The sequence below is a fragment of the Paraburkholderia sp. GAS448 genome, from assembly GCF_050435685.1.
Classification (GTDB): domain Bacteria; phylum Pseudomonadota; class Gammaproteobacteria; order Burkholderiales; family Burkholderiaceae; genus Paraburkholderia.
This window is the reverse complement of the sequence record NZ_JBNDKT010000017.1, coordinates 134845-152258: the sequence shown is the minus strand read 5'-3', so window position 1 is coordinate 152258 and position 17414 is coordinate 134845. Positions and strand designations below refer to the sequence as shown.

Below are 17414 nucleotides of genomic sequence, written 5' to 3'. Positions count from 1 at the left end.
TCGGGAAGATCGTGCATCTATGAGCGCTCGACCTCATGACGACCGATTGCGCCCATTGTGACATGTTGTCCGACTCGCGGTTTTGGGGATTCTCTGAGATTCCATATCCCCCAAATCGCGATGAGCAGGCCCAGTCCGAAACCGATGCCCAACAGGACGTACGTATCCATATCAAATCCTCGAAATATCGTTGCTGCGCTGGCCAGTGCATCAGTGGTGTCGGCTACATACCGCCACAACGCAAACGTGTTGTGTCACTGGTTCGATGTTGCATGCCTGTCGACGGCACCTTGCGCACTACAATCCGTCGCCGAATACTACCTTCACTTCCTTTCAGAACGCATGGATGTTCCTCGCCCTTGAAACCGAAGGTCTCGCCCGGTCTGCGCCGGGTTGCTTTATGGGAACCTGAACTGCTCGTCATGCTCGCTGACTGTGATGCCGGGAATGTCGTAACGGCGGCGCAGGCCGGCACGCAATTGGGGTCATCATCTCCTCGTGGTGCCGAAAGGACCGCAGTCGCGCTCAAGACCGTCGCCAGGGATTTCACGCCAATGCCCGCATCCATCCGCAACTCGCTCGCCTGGATCTTCGAAGCGTTTGAGCGCGATTCAACCTACATTCACAAGCGGATGTTCGGCTGCGATGCCGCATATATCGACGGCGTGTTGTGTCTGGTTGCCGCCGATCGCGGCGAGCCCTGGAACGGCTTGCTGGTGTGCACCTCGCAAGAGCGCCACGCCGCTCTCATTGATGAAATGCCCGCTTTGCAGCCGCATCCCGTGCTCCGAAAATGGCTTTATGTGCCACAAGACGATCCGGCGTTTGAATCCATTGTGGAAAGGATGAAGGCGCTCGTGCTCGCGCGCGATCGGCGCGTGGGTGTCGAGCCGAAGCCGCGCGGACGTGGCGGAAAATCCCCGTTTTCAAGGAGATAGGGCGTCGCGGCCAGCGGTCCCGCCAAATGAAGTCCTAACGCTCACCAGCCAACGCATAGTCCTCTTTCATGACACGTCCCTACCCACTAGCGACCTGCTCAGGCATACCCGACGGCCGCATTGATCAGCGTGGGACGCGGTTGCCGATGCATGCGAGAGGCACTGTCACCCAAGCTCAATCGGCTGCCCATGCGGGGTACGGTGTGCAGCGACGTCCCACGCATTCCGACGCTGCAGGAGCATGTCGTCTGTCACGAGTCCCTTGATGGTGCTGATGCGCTCCAGTGCCGTCAGCCAGTGACTGTAGTAAGTGTTGCCACGGTCCGGGTCGCCAGCTGCCTGCGCATCGCAGATTGCCTGATTCAGACATTCTGCCCATTCTGCCCAGGTGAACACGCCGCGCTTGTGCAAGGCGACTGTCATGGCAAACGCCTGGGCTTCCCACGGCGCACTGAAAACGGGCCCTGCGTCGTCGCAAGGCAACGCCGGCAAGGCGGTACGCAGTTCAGGCAGCTTCGGCCGGGAGGAAGTCATGTCAGGCAGGCCGGACGCCCGGAAAGTCGAGATAGGGTTCCCAGCAATCGACGCAGACCGATGTCGCTGTCGTATCCGTCCCCCAGAGTTCGGAGGCATTGAAGCGCACGGTATAGAGCCATTGCGGTTGTTCGCCGAGCCCGACCGCGTTGGCATCGGGAAAAACGTGCGCGCCGTGCACTGCGATGATGTGCCCCCGTCGGCCGCGGCAATAGCGCGGCAGACGGGTATGCGTGGATGGATTCAGCTGACGGGTCTGCACCCTGTCACCGACCTTAAAGCGTGCACCGGCGGCCGCGGGGCGATTGACAGGGCTGCCTCGGAGCAGCGCGGCGGCTACCTCATCGGCCATCAGCACTCGAGGGACCGGCGCCGCCGCACTCCTCGACTCGCCGGTGCCGATTTCCTCCGCCGTTGCCAGCCCTGAGCTCAGCAGCAGCTTTTTTAGCGCTTCGAACCAGATCTCGTAGTAGCTGCTGGAAAGGTATTGCGCCGGCGGCAAGCTCTCCCGTGCGGCACGAGACATGTCGATGTTCCACTTGCCGACTGCGCCCATCGCCAGCGTGATCGCCAGCACCCGGCGCTCCCAGTCGGCGTGAAAGAGCGAGACGTCGGCTTCCGGCAGTATCGGGCCGAATGCCTGCATGCCGCCGAGGTCTTGTGCGCCGTTCATGCGGGCTCCCGTTTCGATTCCGGTGTCTTCGGCAATCCTGTGCCGATCATCGAGTCACGTGTCACCAGTTCTGCCAACGCCTCCTCGGAGAAGCCACTGGCTCCGGGAGGCTGCATGGGCAACACCAGATAACGGACCTCCGCGGTGGAGTCCCACACGCGAAACTCCACTTCGGCGGGCAATTCGAAGCCGAACTCCTTCAACACGCCACGCGGATCCATCACCGCGCGCGACCGGTACGGCGCCGACTTGTACCAGGCAGGTGGAAGCCCAAGCACCGACCAGGGATAGCACGAGCAGAGCGTGCAGACCACCATGTTGTGCAGGGCGGGCGTGTTCTCCAGCACCACCATGTGTTCGCCCTGCCTGCCGGTGTAGCCGAGCGAAGCGATCGCAGCGGTAGCGTCGTCGAGCAGCCATTGCCGGAACGCCGGGTCGCGCCATGCCTTCGCGACCACGCGCGCGCCATTGTGCGGCCCGACCTTGTGCTCGTATGTCTCGATCAGGATATCCAGGGCACGGGGATCGACGTACCCCTTCTCTACCAGCAAGGATTCCAGCGCACGCACACGCAAATCCATCTCTGACAACGCAGTACCATTGTGGTCATGAGCGTCTGCATGCGCATGCTCCTGCTGATTGCCTTGAGAATCGTTACGGTTCATCGAAGTTCGCCCGGAAGATTGCCCGACAGTGCGAGTATGGTTGGTGCAGGACGCAAACGCAAACCGGCCTGATACGCCCCGCCCGCGAGCCGCGCGCTGCAGAATTTCGTGGCCCGTCCCGGTTTGCCCCCGCTATTGCCTTTTAGACTGCGCACTTTCACTGCAAAGTAGCCTATGATCTGCGATGGAAGATTCGTGAATCGAGGTAACGATTACCTCCGGCCGTCCCTTCGGTCGACGACGTCATAGCGTTCAGTTTGTTTCATTTATTTCCCGCACAACACGTGTTGCTCGAAGCGGGCGCCTTCGAAGTTAATCTGAGACATCAGCTTGCAGCGGTTGCCCCCGGTTGGAACCAGGGGAGATTCCGAAGCATTCATACGGCTGGCGCGCCCCGATGAGGCCTGTTCCATACCGCCTCAAGACTCCTGAACACTTTCTTTTGAGACCGCGACAAGAGAGCGGCGTCGACTTGTTCCGCTAAGGCAGAGAGGAAGAATGACATTGCAAGTCCAGATCCAGAGCCGCCAACGACGCTAATGGCAACGTCTCGGGCGCTTCTGAAAGCCGCCGCGGCCGTCGGTGCGGTCGCCGCGATGCCTCTCGCGGCGTTGCTACCGAGCGCGCCGCGAAAACTTCGGTCCATAGCGACCGCAACAATGGAGATAAGGCGATGAATACTGTAAAGACCAAGGACGGCATCGAAATTTTCTACAAAGACTGGGGCACGGGACAGCCAATTGTCTTCTCGCACGGCTGGCCACTGAGCGCTGACGATTGGGACGCGCAGATGATGTTCTTCCTGAATCAGGGTTTTCGGGTCATCGCGCATGACCGCCGAGGTCACGGGCGCTCGACCCAGACTGCCGACGGCCACGATATGGATCACTATGCTGACGATCTCGCGGCTGTTACCGCGCATCTTGATTTGAAGAACGCCGTCCACGTTGGGCATTCCACAGGGGGCGGCGAAGTCGTGCGTTATCTGGCGCGTCACGGCGAGAGTCGCGTGGCCAAGGCCGTGCTGATCAGCGCCGTGCCACCGCTGATGGTCAAAACGGATGCGAATCCTGGGGGCCTTCCCAAGGAAGTCTTCGATGGTTTGCAGGCACAGGTAGCCAACAACCGGTCGCAGTTTTATCGCGACCTGGCCGCGGGACCGTTCTACGGCTATAACCGGCCGGGCGCCAAAGCGTCCGAAGGGGTCATCCAGAACTGGTGGCGCCAGGGCATGGAAGGCGGCGCCAAGGCGCACTACGATGGCATCGTCGCCTTTTCCCAGACGGATTTTACCGAGGACCTGAAGAAGATCTCGGTCCCGACACTGGTGATGCATGGCGACGACGACCAGATCGTGCCTTATGCCGACTCAGGGCCGCTGAGCGCCAAACTGCTGCGCAATGGGACGTTGAAAACCTACAAAGGCTTCCCGCACGGCATGCCCACCACGGAAGCCGAAACGATCAACGCTGATCTCCTGGCGTTCATCAAGTCCTAAGCCGTCGGGTATTCCTGAGCGGTCATACCGGCTCGCAGCAACGTCGGCAGTTTGAAGAGGGTAACCGCGTTTGCTCCCGGAAACGCGGCCTTCCATGAACCGCACGCACGACTCGCGAACTTGCGCGAGACGGGGATTCGTGGGAATCCCCTTCCATAGCGGGTGTTTCGCTATCTCGCGAAAAGCCGTGAGCCGTTACCGGCAGGCAATCCTGCCGATCATTTCGTTTCAGCAGGAGGCTCTCACGGCCCGTATGCCTCCGCTGGCTCGACTTCCGGCAACTCGTCGACCGCTTCGTCCGTTACGCCTTCTGCGCTTTGGTGGGATCGTTCCGGCGCGTTGATCACTAGGCCTGGCTTCTTTCCCATACCTTCGTCGATCCGCTGCTCGACATACGGAAAGAAGGGATTCGACGCGATCCGGAACATGGCATCAAGCGTGAGAATCAACGCGCCGCGCTCCCCGCGCGCAGCGAGCGCCCCGAGATTCACGTTGAAATTTTCATCGGTGTCGGGTGAAGTTCCATAGACCGGGTCGGTCACAGGGAATGGTAGGGCGATGTGAGATAACGAGAAAATGTCCGGCGGATAGTCGATGCCCAGCGGCCGCACGTGTTCTTTGACTTCGCTTGCCTCAATGGTGCGCTCGACGGTCTGTGCCGAGTCCGGGCCAGCGTTGCCAATGATCGTCGTCCGGTAGTTCTGCGGCCCGGCGCGTACAAGCCGGCCAAGCGCGCCGTAGGATGCCGCGCGTAGAAAGGTGCGAAATTTCACGCTGCGGTTGACATCGAACAGCACAATCTCGCTGCCGTTCTCAGGAAGCTGATCATAGAGCGCCGACATCAGCGCGGGACTACTGACCGTGGAATCGATGACAGACTGGAACGTCAGGACCGGCGGCAGTTCGACCAGCCGGTTCTCGCGGTGCAAACGCTGTATCTGATCCTGAAGTGCCTGGGTCAGCAGGAAGGACTGACGTGCACCGTTGACCGGAAAGGAATTGTATTTAAAAGGGTTGAACTCGGGCACGACCCCCATCCAGGCGGCCCTGGCGAACGCCGGTAAAACCGCCGGAAGCCCGGCCAGTCCCGCGAAACGGGCGAATCGAGTCACTCCGATCATGGGCGAGATCAGCACAATGCGACTAGCGCGCGTCAGAGATTTATCCTCAATGGCGTCCAGCGAGTACTGCAGCGCGAGGGTTCCTCCATTTGAGTATCCGACCAGTTCCAGCGGCTTGTCCGGGCCGACACGCCGGCGTGCTTCGCGTACGGCGAGGCGCGTCGCTGCTGCCCAGTCGCGCCACTCGATCTGGGTGAGCGCCGCCGGAACCGTACCGTGTCCCGGCAGGCGGATGCCGATTGCGACAAAGCCATGATCACGGTAGTTGCGGGCGATGTGACGCAGGCTATAGGGCGAGTCAGTCAGGCCATGCAGCAGCACCACTGCGCCGACAGGCTCGCCCTTCGGTTCGAGCACGTAAGAGCGGTTCCAGTTCTGCGCAAAGTGTTCCGGATAGATCGGCGAGCCCTCGTAGTACCGGTTCGAAGGGACGCGTGAGGCGGCGTCCAGCTTCTCGACGACGTTGGTGCGAACCTCGTCGAATACCCGGGACTCCGCCGCCAGGTAGCCGTTCCAGTCGCTGGCGTCCATTTCCTTGACTGTCATCTCACGCGGTACGTAGGTATGCCAGACGGCGAGGCCCGGTCCTCGCTGCGAAGACCAGACGCGAAACCCCAGCGCGCCTATGATCAGCAGGACAACGATCAAGACGCTTATTTTTACCACCTTGAATGCTGCGCGCCGCATTGTTGTCCTCTCATCGGGGTTGCGAAATTCCTGTCATATTCTGCACGGATTGGGGGCCATCGCTTGTCCACCGGCTCAGATCGTCAAACTGCCGGTGGCGAGACCATAAAGGCCGAAAACGACTGAAATGGCGAGCAAAATGAATATGAGAGCACGATCAAATTGCCGAACCTGCAGGACACCGCGGTTCCGCTTACATCGCGGTTTTGCTGGGCTTCAGGGCATCCTCAAGTGTTGCCCGAAACAAAGCGACAGACTGTGCGCCACTGATAATCTGGTTGCCAATCTTCACCGACGGTACCGAGTTGACGCCATGCTCGATTGCCTGAACTTCAAGCGCACGCACTTCGTCTACGCCACTGTCTGATGCAAAAAACGCTTCGACCTTGTCTCTCCTAAAGCCGGCAGCGACCGCGATCTCCGTCAACACGGCAACGTCTCCAATATCGCGCCCAGCGGAAAAATACGCATGGAAGATCGCCTCCACCAGCGCCGCTACATCGTGTCCTTGCTGCAGCACCCATACAAGCCGATGCGCCGCGAGCGTGTTCGGCGTGCGCCTGGTCAGCGCATAGTTGAATTCCAGACCGACCTGACGTCCGGCCTCTGCGACTTGAACATCCATTGCTTGCGAGCGCGCCCAGCTTCCAAACTTCGCAGACCGGTATTCCTTACGGTCGAGACCTTCGACGGGCATACCCGGATTCAATTCATAAGGAACGAACACGAATTTAGTTTGCTCGCCGGCATTCGCTTCGCTAATCGCTTTCTTCAGTTTTTCCTCGCCAATCCAGCACCAGGGGCAAATGAAATCGTACGTGACCTCGATATTCAGCTTGTCCATCGAACATCTCCAAAAGGGATTGTTTGCAGAAGCACGATAGTGCGGTTGCCAGCCGACAGGAATCGCAACGTGAGGCAATGCACCTTTGCGTGGCGGGCAGTGAGATGAGGCGAACGGCGCAGCGTGCTCAGAATAACTCATCTTGTGCAGATAGCCGCTTATTGCCGCTCAGCGAGCCACAGCGTTTCTGAAAGGCTAGCTTTGCATGTCGCGCAAAAGTGGGTTGCGTTACGCCTGGATTCTCCGCTGATTCCGTAACCGCTAATCTTCCTCTACCAAGCCATCGAAGGAGAACGCCATGAACGCCGTAGCTCTGCCGAAAGATCAGACGCAGAATCATCAGGAGCGCCTCATGGCCAATGTCAATCGACCCCGCGCAATTATTGTCGGCGGTTCGCTCAGCGGCCTTTTCACGGCGACAGCGCTGCGCGCAGTTGGATGGGACGTCAAGATCTTTGAGCAGTCGCCCAATGAGCTCGACAGCCGGGGTGGGGGCATCGTGCTGCAGCCTGACGTTCTGGAAGCTTTCCGTTTCGGCGGGGTGCAACTGCCGGCCTGTCCAGGCGTGGACTCCGGAGATCGCATCTATCTCGACCAGAACGGCCGTATCGTCGAGCAGTTCTATATGCCTCAGACGCAAACCTCATGGAGCCTTATTTACAGCGCCATGAGACGTGCTTTGCCCCTTGAAGTCATTCACCCCGGCGAACGTTTCACTCATCTCGAGCAAACAGCGGAAACAGTAAAGGCTCATTTTGAAAGTGGCCGTGTCGAGGAAGCGGATCTTCTGATCGGCGCCGATGGTGCACGCTCCTCGGTTCGGGCTCAACTGCTGCCTGATTCACAGCCCAGTTATGCGGGCTATATCGCGTGGCGAGGTCTTGTCGAAGAAAATGATCTGCCAGCCGAGGCTGCGGATGTTCTCCGTGACCGCTTTACTTTCCAGCAAGGTGAAGCACATCTGATTCTGGTTTATCTCGTACCAGGGGAGAACGGTGCAACCGAGGTCGGCAAGCGGCGCTGGAATTGGGTCTGGTATCGCCCGATGTCAGACGACAGGCTCAGGGCATTGATGCTGGACAGGAACGGGATGCAACGCAGGACGTCGCTGCCGCCCGGAACAACAAAGGATGACGATATCACCGAGCTGCGTTCCGACGCTAGCAGATTGCTCGCGCCTACGCTGCAGGTCCTCGTTCAGGCTACGGCCGAACCGTTCGTTCAGGCGATCCAGGACCTTCGGGTTGAACAAATGGTCTTCGGCCGGACGATTTTGCTTGGCGATTCTGCGTACGTACCACGTCCGCATACCGCAGGCAGCACCGCAAAAGCCGCCACGAATGCCGTTGCGCTAGCTTACGCACTCTCGACTGGCAACGAGCACTTGCAGTCTGCGCTGTCCGGCTGGGAATTACAGCAAAGACGGCTCGGTATCAGCATGTCGGAACTCGGCATCTCGCTTGGTGACCGCATCATGCAGCTTCGACGCTAGCGTTCGCATTTTTCACCTGCATGAGAAAGCAAGACGTTGCCGGGCAGTGCCAACCCGCACCGCCCGGCAGCAGTCGGCCATTCTAGAGCGAACGGTCCTCGCCTGGAAAAGGCCCGGACGATGGGTGCCGGTGTGCTCCTCAATCCGACAAAATGCGAAATTGTTGAGAAGGTAAAGCCTTCGAGAGGATAATCAGCCGGGCGCGAATCGGCGCGCCGCCACGATCATGGCAACCGTCGAATTCACCGCTCTGCGGCGATTATGTCTGACGCATCGAGAAAGATAGCCGCACTCGCCGCGTGGCGTGCCCAGCGCAAAACAGCAAACTGTATGGACCAAGGTTATGGACAAGCTATTGTCGCTTCGGGCGTTCGTGGAAGTCGCTGAGGCAGGCGGCTTTTCGAGTGCAGCACGACGCCTCGATCTGGCGACATCCTCGGTCATGCGCTCCGTCGATTCCCTTGAGAAGGAGCTTGGTACGGTACTCCTGAATCGGACCACCCGCCAGGTGACCTTATCCGACGCGGGGACCTCCTACTACGTCAAGGCGAAAAAGCTGCTCGAAGATATGGCCGACGCGGATGCGTCGGTTTCGGACAGAAGCGGCGAACCGTCGGGTCCACTACGCGTTTCCGTGCCCGTCGCATTCGGTTCCCGACGGATCGCACCTTCCCTCGCCGTGTTCTTGCAAAAATATCCAAAGCTGGAGTTGGACGTCAAACTTAGCGATGCCTTTGTAGATCTGGTCAGCGACCGAATAGACGTCGCTATTCGCCTTGGTGAGGTTGCTTCCATGGCTGACGTCGTCAGCAAGCGCATCGGCATCTTCGCTCGTTATCTTGTCGCGAGCAGCGAATATCTTGATCGAGCAGGTTATCCCGCGTCTCCTGACGACCTGGTAGACCATGAATGTCTTCGATTTACATACACGACAGAACCTCAAGTCTGGACGTTTTCGCGTGACAAGGAAGAAAAACGCGTGCCGGTGACGGGCAGACTCAAGGCAAACAGTTCCGAAGTATTGCGCGAAGCGGCGTTGGACGGTATGGGCATCGCGTTGCTTCCCGACTGGCTGGTGGCGTCCGACGTTCAGTCAGGCGCCCTCACCCGGTTGTTCGCCGAGTTCGAAGCGGGACCGAACAACGCCCAGGCTGTCGTGAGCGCACTGTATCTACCTAATCAGCGGGGCTCGCGAAGAGTAAATGCGTTTATCGATTTCGTGTCCGAACTGGCGGGCGGCCCTCAGTGACTGCGTGGAGTGCTGATAATCGTTCTGGTACGCAATCCACTTGAAGAAATGCGCTCTAGCCGGCGTCGTAACTTCCCTCTCCCAGGGCATTGCCAACCTGTTCGCATCTCTGAACCAACTCTTACGTCCCTCATCAGCAACCGGCATTCGATCAGTACCGGCAAACGCCGGCAACACCAGCAGCACCTTCCTCGATCTTTGCACACCACGCAATGGTGCGTAGCGCGCCGTTGGGATTCCGCCCAAGCCCCGTCCCGCCTACCCTTACATACATCAGCCTAGCGCGCAGACATGCAGCACCGCGGCACGACAGTCAACGGCAAATACGAAATCTCACAGGCTGGTTGCGAAAGGAACAGGTGACGCGTGCGTATCACGCTACGCCTTGAAATGCAAATGGCGGGTCTGCAGGGCGCGTTCCACATCTTTGACGGAGATACACCATGACTAAGCACCTCTTTAAGCCTGTCAAACTGGGCCGGCTTTCCCTCGATCACCGCGTTGCGATGGCCCCCCTCACGCGCTCGCGTGCCGGCCAGCCGGGAAACGTGCCGACAGACCTGAACGTCGAATACTATCGGCAACGCGCCAGCGCGGCATTGATCGTGAGTGAAGCAACGCAGATCTCACAGCAAGGTCAAGGTTATGCGTGGACGCCGGGAATCCACACGGAACAGCAGATTGAAGGCTGGCGTGCTGTCAGCAAGGCTGTCCATGAAGAAGGCGGCCACATGTTCCTCCAGTTGTGGCACGTCGGCCGTGTCTCGCATCCCGTGTTCCAGCCGAATGGCAGCCTGCCTGTAGCACCCACCGCCATGCCGGTGCCCGGAAAGACGTTCATTGTCGACGAGGCCGGCAATGGCGTGTGGGGCGACGTGCCGGTACCGCAAGAACTAACCGTTGAAGGCATCCGGGAAATCGTCGCTGACTACCGGCGTGCCGCAAGCAATGCGATCGCGGCCGGCATGGACGGAGTTGAGATTCATGCTGGGAACGGCTATCTGCTGGACCAGTTCATCAACAGCAACAGCAACCACCGCCTCGATAGCTACGGCGGCAGCATCGAAAATCGCGCCCGCCTGCTGCTTGAAGTCGTCGCTGCTGTCAGCGACGAAGTAGGTCCGCAAAACGTCGCGGTTCGTCTCACCCCCATGGGACGTTTCATGGGTATGGGTGATGAAACGCCCGAGGCAACGTTCGGCTACATCGTGAGAAGGCTCAACGGCTATGGCCTCGCCTATTTGCATCTCGTCGAACCAGCGATGGTTGGGACCATGAAGGACGAGAACTTCGACCCGCGGTGGGACGCCATCATCAAACTGCTGCGAGACGAATACAAAGGCGTGCTGATGATCGCCGGCGGCTATGATCGTGATACAGCCGAAAAGGCGATCGCCAGCGGCCGAGCCGACATCATCGCGTTCGGGCGGCCCTTCATCGCGAACCCTGACCTGCCGGCCCGTCTACGCGACGGACACCCGCTGAATGCCGCCGACAGCGCCAGCTTCTTCGGCGGGGATGTGACTGGCTATATCGACTACCCGACCATGAACTGAGCGTCAGCTTTCCCGGTAGCCAGCCTTAAGACGTTGCACGGCGGGCGGACAATCCGCCCGGCGCATTCGCCTAGCCAGACCGGGGCAATCTTTGTATGATGCGTCCGAACATCCTGGGTACCGAACACATCATGCCGAGAAAAGTACGGACAGTCGAACCAGCGTCGAAGAGCAAGGTGCATGACCACGAGAAGGGCGTCACGCGCCGCCTCGCCCCCGAAGTGCGGGAGCGCCAGATCGTGCTGAAGGCCGTCGACCACTTCGCCACGCACGGCTTTTCCGGCAGCACCCGCGAACTCGCGCGCCAGCTTGGCGTGACGCAGCCGCTTCTCTACCGCTATTTTCCGAGCAAGGAAGCATTGATCGACCGCGTGTACGAAGAGGTCTATCAATGGGACACGAGTTGGGAAAGCCTGATCAAGGACCGGTCCGTGCCGATCCAGGAACGGATGGTCAGTTTCTACTCGTCGTACGCCGGCGTGATCCTGCGGCGCGAATGGATCCGGATTTTCATCTTCGCCGGGTTGACGCGCGAAGGCATCAACTCCAAATATCTGTCGCGGCTGCGCGAACGCGTGTTCCTGCCCGTCATGGCGGAAATCCGCTCGGCCTACGACCTGCCGGCATCGTCCAGCACGAAGCAGCGCGACATCGACCTCGAGCTGATCTGGAGCCTGCACGCCAGCATCTTCTATCTCGGCGTCCGGAAATGGATTTACGGGCTGCCGGTCAGCGACAACGTCGAAGACCACATCGCGCGCCAGATCGACGCCTTCCTCAACGGCGTGCCTGAAGCGCTCAAGCACGCGCAGAAAGCTTCCAGTCAGGCCAAAGCCTGACGCCGGCCGGCACCACAGCCGGCCGCTTGCTTCATCGCCCATTGCGCAGTTTCCTACGCGTTTTCCAGGGTAAACACCGTCGTTATGCAGCTTCCAGCTGCCAGTGCATTTCGCCTACAATTTATCCATCGATCACTAATCGATCGATAAATAGAAGGAGTTTCTGATGCCCGTCTCAAAACTTGCGCACTACTCGATCCGCACGATGGATCTCGAGAAATCCTGTCGCTTCTACGAGCAGATTCTCGGTTTCAAGCGGGGCTACCGCCCGCCCTTCGATTTTCCGGGCGCGTGGCTTTACAAGGGCGGCGATGAAGCCGACTTCGGCATCGTCCATATCATTGGCGTCGATCCGGACAATCCCGCCGGGCTCACCGCCTATCTCGGCGACAAGGCACTACCCGCCACCGGAACCGGCACGCTCGACCACATCGCGTTTCTCGCGACGGGTGTCGAAGACATGTGGAAAACGTTGCAGGCGGAAGGCATCGCCTGGCGCGATCGCGCGGTGCCGAGCCTCGGCCTGCATCAGGTGTTCATCGAGGACCCGTCCGGTGTGACCATCGAACTGAATTTCCCCGCCGAAGAAATCGCCCAACTGGCCGAAGCACATCCGGCCGTCGATCGAGCACCCATCAACGCAGGAGAGTAACCATGGTCAAGCCTTCCGCACGCTCAAAAGCGATCATCGTCGGCGGCTCGCTGGGCGGCCTGTTTGCGGCCAATCTGCTGGTCCGCAATGGCTGGGATGTCGACATATTCGAACGCGTTCCTGAAGAACTGGCCGGCCGCGGCGCCGGCATCGTCACCCATCCCGAGTTATTCGACGCAATGGCCGCAGCCGGGGTCGACATTGATGACTCGATCGGCGTCAAAGTGCAGTCGCGCGTGACATTCGCGCAGAACGGCGCGGTGTTGTCCGAGCGCAAACTGCCGCAGACGCTGACCGCGTGGGGCAAGATGTATCACGTGTTGCGCGCCGCGCTGCCAGACGTCCACTACCATGCCGGCGGCACGGTCGTATCCGTGGAAGACGGAGCCGATCAGGCAACGGTGTCGCTCAGTGACGGCACCGTGCTGCGCGCGGACCTCGTCATTGCGGCGGACGGTTTCAAGTCGGCGATTCGCGAGCAGTTCCTGCCTGACGTGAAGCTTCAGTATGCCGGCTATGTCGCATGGCGCGGCCTTGTCGACGAAGCGTCGCTTTCGCCTGCAACGCGCGAGGCGCTGTTCGACAAGTTTGCCTTCTGCCTGCCCCCGCACGAACAGATTCTCGGCTATCCGGTTGCCGGCCAGGGCAATAGCACGACCCCGGGTGAACGCCGCTATAACTTCGTCTGGTATCGCGCGACGAGCGAAGACATCCAGTTGCCGAACCTGCTGACCGATGAGTCCGGCAAGCGCTGGGTGGGCGGCATTCCGCCAACGCTGATCCGCCGTGAGGTACTCGCCGACATGGAGGACGCGGCGCTCACGCTACTCGCCCCGCAATTCGGCGAAGTGGTGACCAGGGCGACGCAACCGCTCTTTCAACCCATCTTCGACCTTGAAGTGCCGCACATGGCGTTCGGCCGGGTCGCCTTGTTGGGCGACGCGGCATTCGTCGCGCGGCCGCACTGCGGCATGGGCGTCACCAAAGCGGCGAGCGATGCGATGGCACTCGTCAGCGCGTTGAATAGCCAGGCCGGCATTCAGGACGCACTCGCGGAATACAGCCGCGTGCGCACGCAAGTCGGCGCGGCGATCGTCCAGCACGCGCGCCATCTCGGCGCTTATATGCAGGCGCAATTGAAAAACGAGGTCGATCGTGAAATGGCCGAGCGCTATCGCACACCCGATGCGGTGATGCGCGAGACCGCGGTACCTGCACGCTTTTAAACATTCGTTGTGCCTGCAGCGGGTTCAATCAACTGTTGCAGCACCGATAGCAAGTCGTTTCGAAAGGAGACAAAGTGGAACATGGCGCCCCAACCTATCCGATGAGCGCGCGACACGTCGCCAGCGACCCGCCGCCCCCGGCGAATCCGCTGCTCGACGATCCGCGCTTTCGCGCACTTGTGCGAGCGCGACGCACGTTCTCGTGGACGCTCACGATCCTGATGCTGGCGGTGTACTTTGCCTTCATTCTCACGCTTGCGTTCGCACCCGCGCTGCTCGGCCGGCCGATCGTCGACGGCTATCCGGCTACGTGGGGAATTCCGGTCGGCTTCGGTATGTTCGTCTTTACGTTTGCGCTGGTCGCGGTATATGTCGCGCGAGCCAATACCACCCAGGACCGCGCCGTGAGTGAAATCCGGCAAGGAGCACGGCAATGAAACGGATTCCTCTATTGCATGGCCAGCTGTTGAGCGTACCGCTTGTCAGTGCCCTCACCACCCTCACCGCGCTGCCCGCCGCTGCCGCCGAAACCGCGGCGCCAGCGCAATCGCACAATCCAGTCGCGATCGGCATGTTCCTGCTGTTCGTCGCGTCGACGCTGCTCATCACCCGCTGGGCGGCAAAAAAGAACAACAGCGTTTCCGACCACTATGCGGCAGGCGGCAAGATCACCGCTTTCCAGAACGGCTGGGCGATCGCCGGCGACTATATGTCCGCCGCTTCGCTGCTCGGCATTTCTGCGCTGGTTTTCATGAGCGGCTATGACGGTCTGATCTATTCAATCGGCTTTCTCGCCAGTTGGCCAGTCATTCTCTTTCTGATTGCCGAGCCGCTGCGCAATCTCGGGCGATATACGCTGGCCGACGTCGTTTCCTATCGATTGCGGCAGCGGCCGATCCGCGCCTTCGCCGCGTCGAGTTCGATCGTCATCGTGCTGCTCTATCTCGTCTCCCAGATGGTCGGCGCCGGCAAGCTCGTCGAATTGCTGTTCGGTTTCAACTATACGGTCGCAGTCGTGATGGTCGGCGTACTGATGGTGGTGTACGTGTTTTTCGGCGGCATGCTCGCCACGACATGGATTCAGATCATCAAGGCAGCATTGCTGCTCGCGGGCGCCGCTTTCATGGCGATCATGGTGCTCAGCCGCTTCGGTTTCAGCCTGAATGCCCTCTTCTCGCAGGCGATCCTCGCCCATCCGAAGCATGCCGCGATTATGAGGCCGGGCGGCCTCGTGTCGGATCCGGTTTCTGCCGTCTCGCTCGGGTTGGCGTTGATTTTCGGCACTGCCGGATTGCCGCACATCCTGATGCGGTTTTTCACGGTGGGCGACGCGAAGGCTGCCAGAAAAAGCATTCTGTACGCGACGGGCATTGTCGGCATCGGCTACGCGCTGATCGTCATCATCGGCTTCGGGACGATTGCGCTGGTTGCGACGGAACCGCGCTACCACACGGCGTCCGGTGCCGTGATCGGTGGAGTGAACATGGTAGCCATCCATCTTGCGCACGCAGTAGGCGGCAACGTGTTTCTCGGCTTCATCTGCGCGGTCGCCTTCTCGACGATTCTCGCGGTCGTCGCAGGTCTGACGCTCGCCGGATCCTCAGCGGTCTCACATGATCTGTACGCGAATGTGATTCGCCGCGGCTTAGCCACGGACCGCGAAGAAATGCACGTGTCGCGCATCACCACGCTCGTGCTCGGCGTGCTGGCCATTCTGCTGGGCATCGCCTTCGAGAAGCAGAACATCGCGTTCATCGTGAGCCTGACTTTTTCGATTGCGGCCAGTTCGAACTTTCCGGTCCTGCTTCTTTCGGTTTACTGGCGCGGCCTGACTACGCGAGGCGCGGTGCTCGGCGGCTCGCTCGGGCTGATCACGGCGGTGGCCTTGACGATCCTCAGTCCGACAGTCTGGGTGCAGGTGCTTGGACACGCGCATGCGATCTACCCGTACGAATACCCGGCGCTCTTCTCGATGATCGTTGCCTTCGCCGGCGTGTTCTTTTTCTCGATCACCGACAACTCGCCACGTGCCGCGCGCGAACGTGCGTTGTATGGCAACCAGCTCGTCGACTGCGAACTCGGCATGGTGAAGAACGGATAACACCAAAGACAGATACTGGAGACCTTGTCAAGGTTCGCAATTCGTGACCCGCTGCGGCACGCAGACAGCTTGCCCCACCTTGCGAGACAGCCTTACAGTTTTACCTGTCGACACATCAAAAGGACTCGCCATGAAAAAAACATCCGTAGCGCCTGAAGCAATTCGCTCATGAAGATTGCCATTGCGGGTGGCTCGATAGCAGGACTCGCCTGCGCTTTGACGCTGACGTGCACGGGTCACGAGGTGCTCGTCTATGAGCGCTCCGCTGCGCCGCTTCGGGGTCGCGGCGGCGGCGTCGTGGTGCTGCGGCGGATGCTGCGTTTTCTCGAACAGCACGGCCATCGAACCCGCGCGATGCTCTCGGTGCCGACGCACCGGCGGCGCTGGATCGATAGCGACGGCAACGTGACTCGCGACGACCCGGAGCTGCTGCCGTTTTCATCGTGGGACGCCGTCTACCGGTCGCTGTGCAGCATGCTGCCGCCCGGCGCGGTTCACTATGGACACACCGTCGCGAGCGTCGCCGAAGACGCGGACGGCCTCGAGCTCCGCTTCGACGGCGGCCCGGCACCAGCGCGCGCGGACATACTGATCGCCGCGGACGGCACCGGCTCACGACTTCGCGCGATGCTGTTTCCCGGCAGCGCCCCGTCGTACGCGGGCTACATCGCCTGGCGCGGCCTGGTGAATGAAAGCGCCTTCAACCGTGCCGACATCGCAGATCTGATCGAGAACATGACGCTGTTCCCCTCGCAAGCCGAACTGTTCATGACGTTTCTGATTCCAGCGCTGGACGGCTCCCTCGAACCGGGCATGCGCCGGTTCAATTGGCTCTGGTACAGGAATGAATCTGACGCGTCGTCGATCGACTCGTTCCTGACCGGTCGCGACGGGCAACGGCACCACGCATCGGTTGCGCCGGGCGAGCTGTCGGCGCAGTCACTGGCGCACCTGCATCGCGCGGCGCTCGACAGACTTCCACGCAGATTGTCGCAACTGGTGGCCGCGACCGACGCCCCCTTCATGCAAGCCATCTCAGACGCGCTGAGCCCGTCTTTCTCCAAGGGACGCATCGCTCTGGTGGGCGACGCTGCGTGCACGCTGCGGCCTCACACAGGCTCAGGCACCTCGAAAGCCGCCGACGACGCCGTGAGCCTCGCGCAGGCGCTAGCCGCGCCAGGGCAGGACGTCGTGCACGTCCTTGCTGACTGGGCAGCAGCGCGGCGTGCCGCCGTCGAGCCCCTGCTCCTGAAGGGCCCACAGCTTGCCCAGTCGTTCGGGCTCGGCTCGCCATAACGCCCGATCCGGCGCTTCGGTAGAAATCCTCCCGAGCACTGCT

The 17414-nt window shown here is 60.4% G+C and carries 16 protein-coding genes; 11 read left to right on the top strand and 5 right to left on the bottom strand.

Going from position 1 to position 17414, the window contains the following annotated elements; translation table 11 throughout:
* Positions 1–554: 554 nt before the first annotated feature.
* A complete protein-coding gene (locus P3T23_RS27785; RefSeq protein WP_429319330.1) occupies positions 555–938 on the top strand; it encodes a hypothetical protein in 384 nt (127 codons plus the stop codon).
* Positions 939–1103: 165 nt separating this feature from the next.
* On the opposite strand, the gene P3T23_RS27780 is transcribed toward P3T23_RS27785, so the two are convergent.
* From P3T23_RS27780 to nthA, 3 genes are read right to left on the bottom strand one after another with little or no spacing between them, the layout of a single operon-like run.
* A complete protein-coding gene (locus P3T23_RS27780) occupies positions 1104–1472 on the bottom strand; it encodes a nitrile hydratase accessory protein (protein WP_429319297.1) in 369 nt (122 codons plus the stop codon).
* Position 1473: 1 nt separating this feature from the next.
* Positions 1474–2145, bottom strand: coding sequence for a nitrile hydratase subunit beta (gene nthB, locus P3T23_RS27775; RefSeq protein ID WP_429319296.1), 672 nt, complete (start codon positions 2143–2145; stop codon positions 1474–1476).
* The gene (gene nthA / locus P3T23_RS27770; RefSeq protein WP_429319295.1) at positions 2142–2810 is read right to left on the bottom strand and encodes a nitrile hydratase subunit alpha; all 669 of its coding nucleotides are present in this window, start codon (positions 2808–2810) and stop codon (positions 2142–2144) included. Before nthA ends, nthB begins: the two co-directional genes overlap by 4 nt.
* Positions 2811–3483: 673 nt before the next feature.
* Between nthA and P3T23_RS27765 the strand changes: the two genes are divergently transcribed.
* On the top strand, positions 3484–4308 hold the full coding sequence (locus P3T23_RS27765) for an alpha/beta fold hydrolase (RefSeq protein ID WP_429319294.1): 825 nt from the start codon (positions 3484–3486) through the stop codon (positions 4306–4308).
* Between the two features lie 242 nt (positions 4309–4550).
* Here the strand turns inward: P3T23_RS27765 and P3T23_RS27760 are convergent, their stop codons facing one another.
* Positions 4551–6116: an alpha/beta hydrolase gene (locus P3T23_RS27760; protein ID WP_429319293.1), complete on the bottom strand. Its 1566-nt coding sequence runs from the start codon at positions 6114–6116 to the stop codon at positions 4551–4553.
* Between the two features lie 193 nt (positions 6117–6309).
* Positions 6310–6960 carry a DsbA family oxidoreductase gene (locus P3T23_RS27755; RefSeq protein WP_429319292.1) on the bottom strand — a complete coding sequence of 217 codons (651 nt, stop codon included), beginning with the start codon at positions 6958–6960 and terminating at the stop codon, positions 6310–6312.
* Between the two features lie 352 nt (positions 6961–7312).
* Between P3T23_RS27755 and P3T23_RS27750 the strand changes: the two genes are divergently transcribed.
* The 9 genes from P3T23_RS27750 (at position 7313) to P3T23_RS27710 (ending at position 17371) form a co-directional block, all read left to right on the top strand.
* On the top strand, positions 7313–8452 hold the full coding sequence (locus P3T23_RS27750) for an FAD binding domain-containing protein (RefSeq protein WP_429319329.1): 1140 nt from the start codon (positions 7313–7315) through the stop codon (positions 8450–8452).
* Positions 8453–8795: 343 nt separating this feature from the next.
* Positions 8796–9701, top strand: a complete 906-nt coding sequence (locus P3T23_RS27745) for a LysR substrate-binding domain-containing protein (RefSeq protein WP_429319291.1) — start codon at positions 8796–8798, stop codon at positions 9699–9701.
* 443 nt (positions 9702–10144) lie between these two features.
* The gene (locus P3T23_RS27740; protein ID WP_429319290.1) at positions 10145–11257 is read left to right on the top strand and encodes an alkene reductase; all 1113 of its coding nucleotides are present in this window, start codon (positions 10145–10147) and stop codon (positions 11255–11257) included.
* A gap of 131 nt (positions 11258–11388) precedes the next feature.
* Positions 11389–12096 (top strand): TetR/AcrR family transcriptional regulator, encoded by a 708-nt coding sequence (locus tag P3T23_RS27735; RefSeq protein ID WP_429319289.1) that lies wholly within the window; start codon positions 11389–11391, stop codon positions 12094–12096.
* 166 nt (positions 12097–12262) lie between these two features.
* Positions 12263–12748: a VOC family protein gene (locus tag P3T23_RS27730; protein WP_429319288.1), complete on the top strand. Its 486-nt coding sequence runs from the start codon at positions 12263–12265 to the stop codon at positions 12746–12748.
* Between the two features lie 2 nt (positions 12749–12750).
* Positions 12751–13974 (top strand): FAD binding domain-containing protein, encoded by a 1224-nt coding sequence (locus tag P3T23_RS27725; protein WP_429319287.1) that lies wholly within the window; start codon positions 12751–12753, stop codon positions 13972–13974.
* 101 nt (positions 13975–14075) lie between these two features.
* Positions 14076–14411 (top strand): DUF485 domain-containing protein, encoded by a 336-nt coding sequence (locus P3T23_RS27720; protein WP_429319328.1) that lies wholly within the window; start codon positions 14076–14078, stop codon positions 14409–14411.
* The gene (gene actP / locus P3T23_RS27715) at positions 14408–16075 is read left to right on the top strand and encodes a cation/acetate symporter ActP (protein WP_429319286.1); all 1668 of its coding nucleotides are present in this window, start codon (positions 14408–14410) and stop codon (positions 16073–16075) included. Before P3T23_RS27720 ends, actP begins: the two co-directional genes overlap by 4 nt.
* Before the next feature lie 168 nt (positions 16076–16243).
* Positions 16244–17371, top strand: a complete 1128-nt coding sequence (locus P3T23_RS27710) for an FAD-dependent monooxygenase (RefSeq protein WP_429319285.1) — start codon at positions 16244–16246, stop codon at positions 17369–17371.
* Positions 17372–17414 lie beyond the last annotated feature (43 nt).

Bases quoted from the DNA above. Each gene is read 5' to 3' on its own strand.
- P3T23_RS27785 (WP_429319330.1), top strand. From the start codon at position 555: ATGCCCGCATCCATCCGCAACTCGCTCGCCTGGATCTTCGAAGCGTTT.
- P3T23_RS27760 (WP_429319293.1), bottom strand. From the start codon at position 6,116: ATGCGGCGCGCAGCATTCAAGGTGGTAAAAATAAGCGTCTTGATCGTT.
- actP (WP_429319286.1), top strand. From the start codon at position 14,408: ATGAAACGGATTCCTCTATTGCATGGCCAGCTGTTGAGCGTACCGCTT.
- nthB (WP_429319296.1), bottom strand. From the start codon at position 2,145: ATGAACGGCGCACAAGACCTCGGCGGCATGCAGGCATTCGGCCCGATA.
- P3T23_RS27735 (WP_429319289.1), top strand. From the start codon at position 11,389: ATGCCGAGAAAAGTACGGACAGTCGAACCAGCGTCGAAGAGCAAGGTG.
- P3T23_RS27710 (WP_429319285.1), top strand. From the start codon at position 16,244: ATGAAGATTGCCATTGCGGGTGGCTCGATAGCAGGACTCGCCTGCGCT.
- P3T23_RS27740 (WP_429319290.1), top strand. From the start codon at position 10,145: ATGACTAAGCACCTCTTTAAGCCTGTCAAACTGGGCCGGCTTTCCCTC.
- P3T23_RS27755 (WP_429319292.1), bottom strand. From the start codon at position 6,960: ATGGACAAGCTGAATATCGAGGTCACGTACGATTTCATTTGCCCCTGG.
- P3T23_RS27745 (WP_429319291.1), top strand. From the start codon at position 8,796: ATGGACAAGCTATTGTCGCTTCGGGCGTTCGTGGAAGTCGCTGAGGCA.
- P3T23_RS27725 (WP_429319287.1), top strand. From the start codon at position 12,751: ATGGTCAAGCCTTCCGCACGCTCAAAAGCGATCATCGTCGGCGGCTCG.
- P3T23_RS27720 (WP_429319328.1), top strand. From the start codon at position 14,076: ATGAGCGCGCGACACGTCGCCAGCGACCCGCCGCCCCCGGCGAATCCG.
- P3T23_RS27750 (WP_429319329.1), top strand. From the start codon at position 7,313: ATGGCCAATGTCAATCGACCCCGCGCAATTATTGTCGGCGGTTCGCTC.
- P3T23_RS27765 (WP_429319294.1), top strand. From the start codon at position 3,484: ATGAATACTGTAAAGACCAAGGACGGCATCGAAATTTTCTACAAAGAC.
- nthA (WP_429319295.1), bottom strand. From the start codon at position 2,810: ATGAACCGTAACGATTCTCAAGGCAATCAGCAGGAGCATGCGCATGCA.
- P3T23_RS27730 (WP_429319288.1), top strand. From the start codon at position 12,263: ATGCCCGTCTCAAAACTTGCGCACTACTCGATCCGCACGATGGATCTC.
- P3T23_RS27780 (WP_429319297.1), bottom strand. From the start codon at position 1,472: ATGACTTCCTCCCGGCCGAAGCTGCCTGAACTGCGTACCGCCTTGCCG.